We start from the raw sequence: 15266 nt of genomic DNA on the forward strand, positions 1-15266 counted from the left end.
TCAATTTATATCAAGACGTAATCCTAATGAAACATTGTTTTCTTTGATTAAATTATCCTGAAACAATGGATTCAAATCGTATTTAAAATACAAACTCAACTCTCTGTAACCTATATAGGAACTCAAACCGTATATAAAGTTATTTACATTGTAATCGCCTTTTATGGTGGTTTTGTATTTCAAATCTTCTTCTTCAAATTTTAAAATCTGTTTCGATTTTAAGTTGATTCCGGCATAACCTCCCACTCCAAAACGAAAACTTTTATGGGTTTTGAAATATCTTTTTCCGTTGTTTTCCTGCGGTTTTGTAAAATCAAATTCTAAATGCACAGGAAGCACCAGATATACATTTCTAAAGCGGGATTCGTTTAAATGAATGGGATTTACTTCCAGATTGGTCTGATCGCCGTTTACAACAAAACTTCTGTTTTCTGTGGGACGGATATTGTTGTACATTAACGAAAGTCCGTACTTGGCATGAAGCAGATTGTCGTTTTTCATTAATCTTGAATTATAGGTAAAACCCCATTCGTAGAAATGCGAACCTATAAAACTATAGTTGGAATCCTGCAGTTTTCCGTCAGCCATCATATTGTTTAGCCCCATGGCAAAAACAAACTGCGAAGTGGTCCTTTTCTCGCCGTGTATAGAATCTTTATCGCGTCTTTTATGATTAAAACGAATCATATAAACACGAGAGGAATCTTCCTTAATTTTACCGTCAACTTTTTGCTGTACAAGATCATTAAGTTCGTTTTGTGCCAAAGTCACTTTTTCTTCTATAATTACCGCCCTGGCCTCTGCAAGCTCTTTTTTGCGTTTGTCTGCCTGTTCCTGAGTAATTTTCCCTTCAGACAACTGAACGTTTATAACTTCTATTTCTTCTTTTAAAGCTGCTTTTTCTTCTTTGGTTATTTTTTCGATTTTATTGGCTATTCCTTTCGCCCTTGATTCGAAAGTTTCCTGTCCTAAAACCTTACTGACAAATAAGAAAACGAGGATTACGAGATAAATGGTAAAGTTTTTCATGATTGATTTTTTAATTGATTGTTGATTGATGATGATTTTTAAAATTTGCGAATTGTTATTTCTTTTCTTCCTGATTTCTGTTGGACAAAGCCACTTTAACCTCCTGAAGATTTTTGTTCACTTTTGTAATGACTTTTTCTCTAAAAGAAAGTTCCAATTCGCCATCGACCTGATTTAGTAAATCGGCTGCATTTATTCTTACTCTGGCTTTTTTGGTCTTCATTGAATTTTCGGCGATAACTTTATTCTCGGCAGTTTCTAATAATTGATCGGTGTTTTCTTTTTTTGGATTTTCGGTAATTACCGGCTGATTGGTTGTTGATTGATTTTCGGGATTGTTTTTGATGATGACTGAAGACTCCGCTATTGAATTGGATTTATTTTGAATGGTTTTATTTGAGATCTGGTTCTGATTTTCTTTTTTATTTGAAGTTTCTTTTGAAGAATTTTCTGAAACCGCGATTTGAGTTTTTACTGAATCAGCAATATTTCTAATTGTTTTTTCAACAGAATCTTTTCTGATTTCTTTTTCTGTCACAACATTTTCAGGTGATTCGATTGTATTTTCTTTTTGATTAAAAAAGAAAGTTCCTGCCAACAGAAAACCTATGAAACTTGCTGCGATATACAGCCATTTTCTGTTTTTCTTTGGTTTCTTTTCTTCGGCAACACTCAGCATAGCATCCAATCGATCCCAGGCTCTGCTGCTGGGCTCAATTTCTCGCTGATTTAGTTTTTCACGGAAATCCTTTTCAAAATTATTCGGTTCCATTCTCTTGTTTTTTTAAAATAGTAATTTGTGTTTGCAGCATCTTTCTGGCGTGCGATAACTGCGATTTCGATGTTCCTTCATTAATTCCTAACATCCTGGCAATTTCATTATGTTTGTATCCTTCTATTGCATATAAATTGAAAACCATTTTGTATCCGTCAGGCAAGGCATCAATTAAATATTGAATCTGTTCTACAGTAAACTGACTGTCGATTTCATTAAAGCTTTCTTCTGAAAAAAATTCATCTTCAGTAAATTGTACTTTCTTCTGAACTCTTAAATACGAAATGCATTCGTTTACCATAATTCGGCGGATCCAGCCTTCAAAACTTCCTTTGTGTTCAAATTTGCTCAGATTGGTAAATACTTTCATGAAAGCGGTTATCATTACATCTTCTGCCAGCTGAATGTCCTTTATATATTGACGGCATACGCTTAACATTTTCGAAGAATACTTACCATAAATCTGCTGCTGCGCCTGACGATTGTTCTCGACAGCCAGCTTTATGATTTTGGTTTCTTCCTGATGTAACTGAATAATTTTCATTAATAAGCGTTCGGTTTTGGTTTTAGAAACAGACTTCTATCAGCATAGACGATTGTCGATTCGAAATGGTTGCATGAACTTAAAAAAAATCCATTTTTTTTAATTCCAAACTTCAAAACACAGAAATACATAACTGATTTACAACAAAGTAAATCAATTACCTAATTAACAAATTTTCTAATTATTTAATTAAAGAAATTATTTCTTTCTCTCAATAACATAATTTACCATTAAGGTAAGCGCTGCCTTGAAATCAGAATCCGGGTAATTCTCTAAAAGAGAAAGGGCTTCCTGCTGGAATTCGACCATTTTGTTTTCGGCGTAAGCCAGACCATTGTTGTTTTTTACAAAGGCAATAACTTCTTTTACGCGTTTTTTATCTTTGTTGTGGTTTTTAATGGAGTTTATGAGCCACTTTTTTTCTTGCGGAGTACAAGTATTTAAAACGTGAATTAAAGGCAGAGTCATTTTTTGCTCTTTAATATCGATTCCGGTTGGTTTACCAATTGCTTCATCACTGTAATCGAATAAATCGTCTTTGATCTGGAAAGCCATTCCGATAAGTTCTCCAAATTTACGCATGTTTTCTACCTGCGTATCATCTTCGATTACGGCTTTCGCACCAAGCGCGCAACAAGCGGCAATAAGCGTTGCTGTTTTCTTTCTGATGATTTCGTAGTATACATCTTCGGTAATATCAAGTCGGCGGGCTTTTTCTATTTGAAGTAATTCGCCTTCGCTCATTTCGCGAACGGCTACCGAAATGATTCTTAAAAGGTCAAAATCGCCATTATCAATCGATAAAAGCAATCCTTTTGAAAGTAAATAATCTCCAACTAAAACGGCAATCTTATTTTTCCAGAGCGCATTGATAGAGAAGAATCCGCGGCGGCGATTACTGTCATCTACCACATCGTCGTGTACCAAAGTTGCTGTATGAATTAATTCGATTACCGAAGCGCCACGATAGGTCCTCTCGTTTACAGTACCGCCGGAAACCATTTTGGCCGTAAGAAATACAAACATCGGACGCATTTGTTTTCCTTTACGGTTTACAATATAATAGGTAATCCTGTTCAGTAATGCAACCTTAGAGGTCATCGATTCATGGAACTTTTTTTCAAAAAGTTCCATCTCGGCAATAATGGGCTGTTTTATTTGTGAAGTAATATTCATTTCGATTCCAAATATACTATTTTAAATAAAAAAACGTTGTCTATTTTATGTTAGTATATCAACAATTTCAATACTAATTAAAAAAATCCATCCAAAAACACCTCAATCTAATACTAATTTGAATTCAATAATTAAAAGTAAAACCAAAAAAACTATTTATTATGAAAACAAAATTTTTATTAATGGGAACGTGCATCGCTTTATCATTTTTTACAAGCTGTAATTCTGATGAAAGCACAAATGATGAAACTAGTAAAGTAATTACTAATGATGAGATAATTGCAAATGCTAAGATAGATGCTTCAATAGATGATGTTACAAATATCGCCGAAGACCAATTTAATTCACAATTAAACATAAACAGCAAACATTCAGGACCTGTAAAACACTTTTTACCAAGCTGCGCTGTTATTACAACTGTTTTAACCAATAATACTTTTACCAAAACAATAGATTTTGGTGTTGACGGCTGTACACTTGATAACGGAAATACAGTAAAAGGAAAAATGATGGTTTCTTTCGCCAATGACTTTTCGGCTTCTACTCAAACCATCAGTTATACTTTTGAAGGGTTTTATCATAATGGTAAAAAACTGCAGGGAAGTAAAAGCATCGAAAGAACAGTAAAAGCGACTGATTTATTAGCAGAAGAACATCCAGTTTCGACTGCTGCAATTGATCTGACCATTACTTTTGACGACGGGAGTGTGTACTCAAGAAAAGGTTCTCTTGTAAAAGAAATGACTGCAGGTTATGATACCTGGTTTAATTGGGAAGATAATGTATTTGTGGTTACCGGAAGCGGTTCTACAACTTTACCTAACGGAGATACTTTCGCTGCAAACATTACGACACCTTTAGAATTTAAAGCTTCATGCCGAAAATCTTTTGCTGTAAAAGGTGTTGTATCGATAACTAAAAACGGAGCTTCGGCTATTATTGATTATGGCAATGGAGATTGCGACACTCTGGCTTCTGTAACCAAAGACGGCGTAACGGAAGAAATAGACCTAAAAAAATAGAGTCCCTTTTTGCCCGAAAAAAAAGCATTAATAACAAGATTTCACCCTTGTTTTTAATGCTTTTTTGTTAGGATTCAATGTTCCTCCGGAACACTCCTCCTCCGGAGTATTTTTACGAAATCTTACGCTTCCTTATTCGCTAATTGTCCGCATGCGGCATCAATATCCTTGCCTCGGCTTCGTCTTACCTTAACCACAACACCAATATTCTCCAATGCTTTTATGTATGCCATAATCGATTCTTCTGAAGCCTGCTGGAACTCACCGTCATCAATTGGATTGTATTCGATTAAATTAACTTTACACGGCACATATTTGCAAAACTTTACCAACGCATCAACCGAAGCTTTATCGTCGTTTATTCCTTTCCATACCACATACTCGTATGAGATTTTACTTTTCGTTTTTCTGTACCAGTATTCTAATGCTTCTCTTAAATCTTTCAAAGGAAAGTTTTTGCTGAAAGGCATGATCTTCGCACGGATTTCATCAATTGCCGAATGCAGGGAAACAGCCAGTTTGAATTTCACATCATCATCGGCCATTTTTTTGATCATTTTCGGGATTCCCGATGTTGAGACCATAATACGTTTTGGAGACATTCCTAACCCTTCAGGCGAAGTAATCATATCGATTGCTTTAATGACATTATTATAGTTCATTAAAGGTTCGCCCATCCCCATAAAAACAATATTCGAAAGCGGATGATTGTAATATAAACGGCTTTCCTTATCAATAGCCAGAATCTGATCGTAGATTTCGCCCGGTTCCAGATTTCGCATACGCTTTAATCGGGCAGTAGCACAGAAATTACAATCTAAACTGCAGCCAACCTGACTGGACACGCAGGCGGTTGTTCTGGTTTCGGTAGGAATCAAAACCGATTCTACCACTAAACCATCATGCAGACGTACGGCATTTTTCACTGTTCCGTCACTGCTGCGCTGCATGGTATCTACCTTAATATGATTGATAACAAAATTTTCTTCAAGCATAGACCGTGTTGATTTCGCAACATTGGTCATATCATCAAAACTATGCGCCCCTTTATTCCATAGCCATTCATAAACCTGATTACCGCGAAATGCTTTGTCGTTGTTTGCGACAAAAAAATCACGTAACTGATCTTTTGATAAGGCTCTTATGTCTTTTTTCTCAATTTGCATGCTGCAAAGTTAATCACTTTTGTCATTTTTTTTATTTTTTACCTCTATTCTTAGATTAAAACCAAAAAAATCGAAAAAAAATATCGCGAATATTTCAACTTAGGGTATTGTTTAAATGCTTTGGATTCTGTTTTTTCAGATTTTTCAAACAAATTTAAAGTCTCAGTAAAAAAGAAATAACAAACTAACTTACAAATACTTAACACCGCCTATTTCTTGTCCTGAAACAATATTCGAAGCCTTTTTCGCTGACTTTTCTTTAATATATAACAATTTAATAAAACTTTCGCTATGATTTTTATCATCCCTGTTCCAGAGTGTGCAAAGTAATTTTGCTTCAGGAAATAGAGCCTGATAATTCTACCGACTAATCGAATTTTCAAACTGCCTATTTTAATGATTAACCTTTACTACATTCTTACCATGAAAACAATTAACTCAATTTTACTGACAGTGATTTTTACAACTATGTCATTACAGACAAATGCACAGAGAAACTACATTGTAAGCAGCAATTCGACTTTTGAAGTAGCAGGAACTTCTACAGTGCATGATTGGGTAATGAAATCGACAGAAGGAACAGGCAGTGCTAACTTAACCGTTAAAGATTCTAAGCTTGCCGGTATAAACAGTTTAAACATTACATTATTAGCCGAAAGTTTAAAAAGCTACAAAACAAGTATGGACCAGGTGGCTTATGAAGCCATGGATACTGAAAAAAACAAAAACATTGGATATGTATTAAAATCTGCTGAAAGGATAGACGACAATACCTGGTCGCTTACCGGAACTTTTACTATTGCAGGTGTAAGCAAAGAATATGTAACTCAGGTAAAAGTAACCTCTAATAAAGGTGCTTTTATTTTACAGGGTTCTAATCAGATTACTTTTGGTGATTTTGAGATGGCGCCTCCAAAAGCCGCTCTTGGTGTTGTAAAAGCCGGAAAAGATTTAACTATATTTTTTAACATCACTTTAAGTTAACAAAAACAATTGCGCGATTATGTGCAGCTTTTATTTTTTTTTTTGAAGAGGGACTTGCTAAGTCCCTTTTTTGTTTTATCCCCAGTAAAACTAAAAACCTGGATTTCATCCTGAATAAATACTTCTCAAAACAGCAATTTTAACAGTATTCCTACGCGCTCCTTTTATCAAAAGTTCAATATTTCGGGCAATAAATACGAAATGAAATAAAAAAAGTTAGAAATATAACAATTTGATAAAAAACAGGTGTCTTTTTTGCCATAATGACGATTTGACCCCAAAATGAAAACGTTATAGTAAATAAATAGCAATTTAATAAAATTTTAACAATGACTTTTATCATGTAACAAACTGATTTATAGGAGGACCTTTGATACAAGTTAAAACAACAATCTTAGTACTAAAAAATTGAATTAGCCGATTATCAACTTTTTATTAAAAACAAAAACATTACAAAAATGAAAGCCACAAAATTTAGATTATTCGCATTTGTAATTACATTCCTAGGTATTACCTCATTTGCTGTTGCACAAAAAACGTACACTTTAGATAACAAATCTACCTTTTCAGTTGCAGGTACTTCAACACTGCATGACTGGGAAATGAAATCAGCATCTGGAGCAGGAACAGCAAATTTAACGATAGCCAATTCTAAGCTTACTGATATCGAAGCATTGTCAATTACTCTTTTAGTTGAAACTATTAAAAGCGAGAAAAAAAGCATGGATAAAGTAGCTTACGAAACTTTAAAAACAGATAAAAACAAAAACATTAAATACGTTCTAAAATCTGCCGAAAAAGTAAACGAGACTACTTGGGAGTTAACAGGAACTTACACAATAGCCGGGGTTAGCAAAGTGTACAAAACAACTGTAAAAACAACTGTAACAAAAGATGGACTAAACTTACAGGGGTCAAACAAAATCACTTTTACAGACTTCGGAATGAAATCTCCAACTGCAATGCTGGGAACTATTAAAACAGGACAAGACTTAACAATCAAATTTAATTTAAATTTTAATTAATACTAAACCAATAGCCATGAACAGAATATATATATTATTCGCAATATTAATTAGTACGGTTGCTGTCAATGCACAGGTCAGCTTCGGAAATATGCAAAACCAGATCTCTAGAGGGAAAGATGGTATCAACGTTTTCGACGTACAAAAAGACGATAGAGAATTTAAAGGCCTAAGTATTGACCTTGGAGGTGCTTTCAACATGGATTTTCAGGCAACAAATTCATTTAACGACCAGCCTGTTGGTACTACGACTACAACTACTACTACAGCTGCCGGGACTACTGTTAGAACAATTACCGGATATCGTTTAATGAATACTGAAAACAATTTTACTCTTCCTGGAGCTGATATGTATCTTGGTGCTCAATTGTTTGACGGAGTAAGAGTAAATTTAGATATCTACTTAGCTTCAAGACACCACAATGATTCTTATGTAAAAGGCGGATACTTACAAATTGACAAATTAGACTTCATCAAAAAAGACTTCCTTGCTGATGTAATGAAATACGCTACAATTAAAATTGGACAAATGGAGAACAACTTTGGTGATGCTCACTTCAGAGGTTCTGATAATGGTAATACAATCCGAAATGCATTTGTTGGAAACAACATCATGTATTCTTTCACTACAGAAATGGGTATGGAGATTTACTACAACAGAAGCGGATGGGTAAGCATGTTAGGAGTTACAAATGGTAATTTAAATCAAAGTAATGAACAAGTTTTTTACACTGCCGGGCCAAACACTAATACAACACACAGCCCTTCAATCTTAGCTAAATTTGGTTACGATAAACAGCTTAATGACGATTTAAGAGTGAGATTAACCGGTTCTTTATACCATAATGCAAATCTTGGAAACGCAAACATCTATTCTGCTAACAGATCAGGATTTGGTTATTGGGGTATCTTAAATAATAACGCTTATAAAAATACTATTACTAAGACTGATGTTAATGGTGCTGTTATTTCTGAAACCACAACTGATGTTGCTACTAGTTTCAGTAAAACATCTACTCCGGAGGCAACATTCAACCCTGGTTTCAAAAACTGGGCTACTACATACATGATTAACCCTTTTGTAAAATACAAAGGACTTGAATTCTTCGGAACACTTGAATTAGCTTCAGGAGGAGATAAAGCAGGTACAGATGACAAACGTACTGCTAATCAATATGCATCAGAGCTTATTTACAGATTTGGAAAAACTGAACAATTCTATATCGGCGGAAAATACAACACAGTATCTGGAAAATTATCTAATGCTGATGCTAAAAAGGTTACAGTAGATAAATTTGAAGCAAGCGCTGGCTGGTTTATGACTAAAAATATTTTAGCAAAATTAAACTATGTTAATCAACAATATAAAGATTACTCACAATTTGTTGGAGATCCTGCTACCGGAAATTTTAACAACTTTTATGGAGGTAAATTTGAAGGTTTAGTATTTGAAGCAACAATTGCATTCTAATATAAAAAAAAATGAAAACGAGATTTTCAATATTAATAACGGGTTTAGTAGTTTTCTTTCTTTTAGGAAGTGCTAAACCCACTTTTTTAGCAGAAGATACAACCTTAGTAATAAACAAAATTAAAATAGAAATTACGGGACTATCAACTGTTGGCAAGTACAATTGCTCAAATACCTTTCCCACAACAGATACGGTATACATCAATTCGGCTAAAAAAAATGTTTTAAATACTGAAATAAAAATGTCAAAATTTGATTGTGGAAACAAAATCATGACAAAAGATTTACAAGGTACTGTAAAGGTAAAAGAATTCCCTAACAGTGTTGTTTCCATAACCGATATAAAGCCAAACGGCAAAAATTACAAGTGCAGACTTAACTTTTACATTACTGATAAAACCCTTAAATACAAAGACTTTATCCTATACAATACAGACGATAAACTTCACGGAACACTTAATTTAAAATTTTCCGATATCGAACTGGAACCGCCCGTAAAAATGGCTGGATTAATCAAAGTAAAAGATGATATCATAATTAATTTTAGTTTGTACAAAGACTAAACAAAAAACTAAAAACTAAAAAAAACCACTTTGTCTTAAATACACGTTCTTCTTCAAAAAAATCAGCCGGTATTTCAAAATTGAAAAATTTGGCATGAGAATTGTCTTGCTGTCAAAAGATAAATAATCTTACAAAGCGCGCGTAATTTTAAAATTTGTATTTTTATTATTCCACTTTATAACCTTTTAAATTTTTTGATAACCTAAAAAGACATTTCTTATGAAAAAACAAATTTTAAGTCTGGCCGCTATCGTTTTGTTAGCATTTGCAGTACAATCTTGCGATAAAAAAGAAAAAACTGCCGATGACAATTTAACTCTTGGAAACAGAGTTGACTCTCTGACAACCGACATTGAAGAAGTAAAAGACAGCGCTGTAATCAAAGCCGAAAATGCTGCCGCAAAAGCAAAAGAAGCTTCAAATAATGCAGTGCAGGATGTAAAAGATGCCACTAAAAAAACAGCTGATGACGTTGAAACCGCAGCAAAAAAAACAGCAAATGATGTTAAAGACGCTACTAAAAAAGGAGCCGAAAAAATAGAAAATGCTGCAAAAGCTGCCAAAGACGGAACTGTGAAAACAGCAAAAGATGTAAATGAGGCATTGAAAAAATAATTCTATTAAAAACAAAAAAACAAAGTTGAAAAACCATTCGCCGCAACGAATGGTTTTTTTATTCCCATAAACGAGATTATAATTTTGTATTTTTGCTTTTCAATCTTTAGAAGTACTACAACATGCATTTTATATCACAGGAATTAGAAGATTATATCGAGCAGCATTCTGAAAACGAACCGGAATTGTTAGCAAAACTGAACAAAGAAACGTATCAAAAAATTCTTCTTCCCAGAATGCTCAGCGGTCATTTTCAGGGTCGCGTATTAAGCATGTTATCTAAATTGATTCGTCCGGTAAATATTCTTGAAATCGGCACTTACACAGGCTATGCAGCTTTGTGTTTATGCGAAGGCATGCAGGAAAACGGACAATTGCATACCATTGATATAAAAGAAGAACTGGTTGATTTTCAGAGGAAGTATTTTGACGCCTCACCTTGGGGAAATCAGATTTTCCAGCATTTGGGTGAAGCCGTAGATATTATTCCGACTCTTGATTTAAAATTTGATTTGGTTTTTATTGATGCCGATAAAGAAAACTACTTAAACTATTGGGAAATGATTGTTCCTAAAATGAATAAAGGAGGTATTATTTTATCTGACAATGTTTTATGGAGCGGTAAAATCCTTGATCCGGTTCATCCAAATGACACCAGCACTAAAGTTCTTTTAGAATACAATAAACTTTTAAAAGAAGATCCCAGAGTCGAAACCGTTTTACTGCCAATTCGCGATGGATTAACAGTGAGCAGAGTTTTATAATTTATTGATGCTGAAATACTAAGTTTTTCCTGTTAAAAATCAATACATTTAATTATGCCGCGAACTGAAGAAATCCATTCTGAAGGTTTTTCGATAATCAACAATGTTTTTACCGAAAGTGAAATTGAGAATATCATTTCGCTGATTGAAAAAACAACCGGAAACAATCCTGAAAACAGCACTTTTAGAAAATCTCAGGATTTATTTGCTATCAGGCAGTTTCATAAAGAAGTTCCCGAAACTTTACCTTTTATATTCAACCAAAATGTACAGGACATTATTGAATCGAATTTTGGGAAAGGATATTTTATAACCAAATCTATTTACTTTGACAAACCGGAAAATTCAAACTGGTTTGTGGCTTATCATCAGGACTTAACCATTTCTGTTGACAAGAAAGCTGACGTACAAAATTTTGAGAACTGGACCGTAAAACAAAATCAATTTGCCGTACAGCCTCCGGCAGAAATCCTCGAAGACAATTTTACCATCAGGATTCATATTGACAAGACAACTAAAGACAATGGTGCTTTAAAAGTAATCAACAATTCACATTCAAAAGGAATAGTGAGAATTGAAAATTTTGATTTTAAAAATGAAAAAGAAACCATTTGCGAAGTTGAAAAAGGCGGTATTATGATTATGAAACCACTTTTGTTTCATGCATCAAACAAAACTACCAATAATGAACGCAGAAGGGTTATCCACATTGAATTCAGTAAAAAACAGCTTCCATCCGGATTAGAATGGAGCGAAAAAACAATTCTTCAGAATTAATCAAGAAAAGAAAAACTCAGAAACTTAGCGCCTCAGAACTTAGTAACTTTAAAAAACTATCCCGGAAAATAAAGCGGTTTTAACCTGCGGTACAGCAGATAAATAAGGAAACCGAAAAAGGCTCCAAAGAAATATCCGGCAAGAATATCACCAGGATAATGCAATCCTAAATAAATTCGGCTGTAAGCAAAAATTAAAGGCCATAAGAACAGGAATCCTAAATATTTAAAATAACGTCTTAAAACCAAAAATAAAAAGGTTGCTACAGCCATAGTATTGGCTGCGTGCCCTGAGAAAAAGCTGAATGATTTTCGAACCTGAACAATTCGTATAACAGATGCCAGATCCGGATTGTTACATGGACGTAAACGCTGAAAAGTGTGCTTAAACAAATTACAGGTCTGATCTGTAAAAGCAATCAGAACCGCTACAAAAAGCAGCAGATACAATGTTTGTTTTCCTCCTATTTTTTTATAGATAAGATAAAACAGAAATAAAAAAAAAGGTGTCCAATAAAACTGCTGAGTAATAATCAGCCACAATTTATCAAAAGTTTCAGAACCTAAACCATTTAGATATACCAATAAACGAATATCTAATTCCTGTATTTTTTCCAACATATTATCTTTGACGTTTTATAGGTCCTGAAAGTGAATCAATATCTTCTTTTACTTTATCAATCTCTGTTGCAGTATCGCCCAATAAATTGTTAGTATCACCTAATAAATTCGATTTAGCACTTTCAATCTCGGCATTGATATTACCTGTTAAGCTGTTCAAAGATTTAGCGTCAAGACCATTAGCCTCTGCTCCTTTCTGAATTTCGCTTTTAATATCGTTAGTTGCATTTTTTAACTGAGCCATAGCTTTTCCCATAGTACGGGCAATTTCCGGAACTTTATCAGATCCAAAAAGCATTAGCACTATAAACAGTATGAAAACTAATTCTCCTCCTCCTATACCGAACATATCTTTTATTTTTGTTTGGACACAAAGATATTAAATTTTGAAGCTTAGAACTTTAAAATTTCCTTAAAAAAACAAAGACTCCTTTTAGGAGTCTTTTAGTGTTTGTTCTAGTCAAATTTTGATTTTTGCTCAACTTTTGGCCATGAATTATTGGTTACATCAATATCTGCGGTTAATAATTTCGGATCGATCTGAATACTTTTTATTGCTTTTGAAGTCGCATAAACTTTCTTCGCAGATTCATTTCCTTTTCTCCAGATCTGAGCCGGATAGTGATAATTATCTTTTGTACCGTCTTCATATGTAATTTCAACCAGAATAGGCATAATCATCCCCCCTGGTTTATTGAATTCTACTTCATAAAAATATTTAGGCGATTTTATGCTTGCTTTTTCCTCTGCTGTAAAAGTCTGATTTACATAATCTGACAATGGTTTGAAATCTTCTACTTTCAGGGCTTTTTTCTTAGAAGCATTCACTTCTGCATTATCACCGGAAACCAGATATACAAAAGGTCCTTTTTCGTATCCAAATCTTCCCTTTCTTACTTTGATATCTTTAATATCTGTCGTAGGCGTATCAGAAACATAATATTGCTTTACATCTTTAATTCCGATATCTACAAAATCAGTTGAATAAAACCATCCTCTAAAAAACCAGTCCAGATCTACTGCCGAAGCATCTTCCATCGTTCTAAAGAAATCTTCCGGAGTCGGGTGCTTGAACTTCCATCTGTTTGCATACGTTTTAAACGCATAATCAAACAATTCTTTCCCCATTACCACTTCTCTTAAAATATTAAGACCTGTTGCCGGTTTTCCGTACGCATTGTTTCCAAATTGGTGAATGGTTTCAGAATTAGACATAATAGGCTCTAAAAATTTCTGGTCACCACTCATATAAGGAACAATATTTTTTGCAGGTCCGCGTCTTGAAGGGAAAGTTGGATCCAATTCCTGCTCTGCTAAATATTCCAGAAAGGAATTCAGACCTTCGTCCATCCATGTCCACTGACGCTCATCTGAGTTTACAATCATCGGGAAGAAATTATGTCCCACCTCGTGAATTACAACCCCTATCATTCCGTTTTTAACCTCTCTGCTTGTTACTCCGTTTGCATCCGGGCGGCCATAATTCCAGCATATCATTGGATATTCCATTCCCTGATCTTCTGCCGAAACAGAAACTGCTTTTGGATACGGATAATCAAAAGTATGAGAAGAATAACTTTTTAAAGTATGCGCTACTGTCATTGTCGAAGTTTCTCCCCAAAGCGGATTGGCTTCTTTTGGATAAACAGATTCTGCCATCACAGTTTTATTGCTCAATTTTACGGCCATAGCATCGTAAATGAATTTTCTTGATGAAGCAATACCAAAATCTCGAACGTTTTTAGCGCTGAATTTCCATGTTTTTTTCTTTTCAGAAAATCCTTTTTCAGCCGCTTCAGCTTCTGCCTGAGTCACAATCACAACCGGTTTGTCAAATGATTTTTGAGCCTGTTCGTAACGTTTAACTTGTTCTGCTGTAAAAACTTCACTTCTGTTTGTCAGCTCTCCGGTTGCATCTACAACATGATCTGCAGGAACCGTGATGTTCACATCAAAATTCCCAAACGGGAGCGCAAACTCCCCGCTTCCCCAAAACTGCATATTCTGCCATCCTTCAACATCATTATAAACTGCCATTCTTGGATAGAATTGAGCAATAACATATAATTTGTTACCGTCTTTTTCGAAAAATTCATACCCAGAACGTCCGCCTTCTTTTTGGTAATTATTAATATTGTACCACCATTTTATTGAGAATGAAATTTTCTCTCCCGGTTTTAATGGCGAAACCAGATTAATACGCATCATGGTTTCGTTGATTGTGTAAGACAACGGATTCCCTTTAGCATCTTTAACCTGCTCGATATTAAAACCGCGCTCTAAATCTTTCTTTAGATATTTACTCGAAAAACCTTCGAGCGGCAATACCTGATTTATTTTTTCTCCTTCTGCCAAAGAAGTCTGTCCGTTTGCTCTCGCCTGATTTTGATCTAACTGAATCCATAAGTACTCTAAACTATCCGGAGAATTATTAGAATACGTGATGGTTTCAGAACCACTTAATCTTGAATTTTTATCGTCTAATTCAATATCAATTTTATAATCTGCCTGCTGTTGATAGTATGCCGGCCCCGGTGCTCCCGAAGCAGTACGAAACATATTGGGAGTTGCCAGCAAATCATACATCTGGCTGAATTTATTCGTATCGTATTTACCCTGCTGGCGCGGTGCTGTTGTTTTTTCCTGAGCAGCCAGCATTGCAGGAAAAAGTAACAATAATGAAAGCTTTTTCATAAAATTTTAATGGTAATTTTAGTCAGAGTGTGAAAATACT

General features: G+C 34.5%; 16 protein-coding genes. 8 read left to right on the forward strand and 8 right to left on the reverse strand.

Features of this window, described 5'->3' with window-relative positions; genetic code table 11:
- The 4 genes from OZP11_RS10735 to OZP11_RS10750 all read right to left on the reverse strand — a co-directional run bounded on the left by OZP11_RS10735 (nt 1) and on the right by OZP11_RS10750 (nt 3524).
- Nucleotides 1–1029, reverse strand: coding sequence for a hypothetical protein (locus tag OZP11_RS10735; protein ID WP_281235198.1), 1029 nt, complete (start codon nt 1027–1029; stop codon nt 1–3).
- A gap of 55 nt (nt 1030–1084) precedes the next feature.
- Nucleotides 1085–1801: a hypothetical protein gene (locus OZP11_RS10740; RefSeq protein WP_281235199.1), complete on the reverse strand. Its 717-nt coding sequence runs from the start codon at nt 1799–1801 to the stop codon at nt 1085–1087.
- On the reverse strand, nt 1788–2348 hold the full coding sequence (locus tag OZP11_RS10745) for an RNA polymerase sigma factor (RefSeq protein WP_281235200.1): 561 nt from the start codon (nt 2346–2348) through the stop codon (nt 1788–1790). The genes OZP11_RS10740 and OZP11_RS10745 overlap by 14 nt, the downstream gene beginning before the upstream one ends.
- A gap of 198 nt (nt 2349–2546) precedes the next feature.
- Nucleotides 2547–3524, reverse strand: coding sequence for a polyprenyl synthetase family protein (locus OZP11_RS10750; RefSeq protein ID WP_281235201.1), 978 nt, complete (start codon nt 3522–3524; stop codon nt 2547–2549).
- Between the two features lie 161 nt (nt 3525–3685).
- Here OZP11_RS10750 and OZP11_RS10755 point away from each other — a divergent pair, with 161 nt between their 5' ends.
- Nucleotides 3686–4546: a hypothetical protein gene (locus OZP11_RS10755; protein WP_281235202.1), complete on the forward strand. Its 861-nt coding sequence runs from the start codon at nt 3686–3688 to the stop codon at nt 4544–4546.
- Between the two features lie 122 nt (nt 4547–4668).
- On the opposite strand, the gene rlmN is transcribed toward OZP11_RS10755, so the two are convergent.
- Entirely contained in the window at nt 4669–5712 is a 1044-nt protein-coding gene (gene rlmN / locus OZP11_RS10760; RefSeq protein WP_281235203.1) for a dual-specificity RNA methyltransferase RlmN, read from the reverse strand.
- Between the two features lie 396 nt (nt 5713–6108).
- Between rlmN and OZP11_RS10765 the strand changes: the two genes are divergently transcribed.
- The 7 genes from OZP11_RS10765 to OZP11_RS10795 all read left to right on the forward strand — a co-directional run bounded on the left by OZP11_RS10765 (nt 6109) and on the right by OZP11_RS10795 (nt 11912).
- The gene (locus OZP11_RS10765; protein ID WP_281235204.1) at nt 6109–6696 is read left to right on the forward strand and encodes a YceI family protein; all 588 of its coding nucleotides are present in this window, start codon (nt 6109–6111) and stop codon (nt 6694–6696) included.
- A gap of 458 nt (nt 6697–7154) precedes the next feature.
- Nucleotides 7155–7721 (forward strand): YceI family protein, encoded by a 567-nt coding sequence (locus tag OZP11_RS10770; RefSeq protein WP_281235205.1) that lies wholly within the window; start codon nt 7155–7157, stop codon nt 7719–7721.
- Between the two features lie 16 nt (nt 7722–7737).
- Complete coding sequence (locus tag OZP11_RS10775) at nt 7738–9192, forward strand: hypothetical protein (RefSeq protein ID WP_281235206.1); 1455 nt, start codon at nt 7738–7740, stop codon at nt 9190–9192.
- A gap of 11 nt (nt 9193–9203) precedes the next feature.
- Nucleotides 9204–9755: a hypothetical protein gene (locus OZP11_RS10780; protein WP_281235207.1), complete on the forward strand. Its 552-nt coding sequence runs from the start codon at nt 9204–9206 to the stop codon at nt 9753–9755.
- A gap of 220 nt (nt 9756–9975) precedes the next feature.
- Nucleotides 9976–10371, forward strand: coding sequence for a hypothetical protein (locus OZP11_RS10785; protein ID WP_281235208.1), 396 nt, complete (start codon nt 9976–9978; stop codon nt 10369–10371).
- A gap of 122 nt (nt 10372–10493) precedes the next feature.
- Entirely contained in the window at nt 10494–11135 is a 642-nt protein-coding gene (locus OZP11_RS10790) for an O-methyltransferase (protein ID WP_281235209.1), read from the forward strand.
- Nucleotides 11136–11189: 54 nt separating this feature from the next.
- Entirely contained in the window at nt 11190–11912 is a 723-nt protein-coding gene (locus OZP11_RS10795; RefSeq protein ID WP_281235210.1) for a phytanoyl-CoA dioxygenase family protein, read from the forward strand.
- Nucleotides 11913–11968: 56 nt separating this feature from the next.
- Here OZP11_RS10795 and OZP11_RS10800 read toward each other — a convergent pair whose 3' ends face one another.
- The 3 genes from OZP11_RS10800 to OZP11_RS10810 form a co-directional block, all read right to left on the reverse strand.
- Complete coding sequence (locus tag OZP11_RS10800) at nt 11969–12532, reverse strand: phosphatase PAP2 family protein (RefSeq protein WP_281235211.1); 564 nt, start codon at nt 12530–12532, stop codon at nt 11969–11971.
- 1 nt (nt 12533) lies between these two features.
- Nucleotides 12534–12881, reverse strand: coding sequence for a Sec-independent protein translocase subunit TatA/TatB (locus OZP11_RS10805; protein ID WP_281235212.1), 348 nt, complete (start codon nt 12879–12881; stop codon nt 12534–12536).
- A 107-nt stretch (nt 12882–12988) separates the two neighbouring features.
- Nucleotides 12989–15226: a M1 family metallopeptidase gene (locus OZP11_RS10810; RefSeq protein ID WP_281235213.1), complete on the reverse strand. Its 2238-nt coding sequence runs from the start codon at nt 15224–15226 to the stop codon at nt 12989–12991.
- Nucleotides 15227–15266: the final 40 nt, after the last annotated feature.

Source organism: Flavobacterium gelatinilyticum (genome assembly GCF_027111295.1).
GTDB classification, from domain to species: domain Bacteria; phylum Bacteroidota; class Bacteroidia; order Flavobacteriales; family Flavobacteriaceae; genus Flavobacterium; species Flavobacterium gelatinilyticum.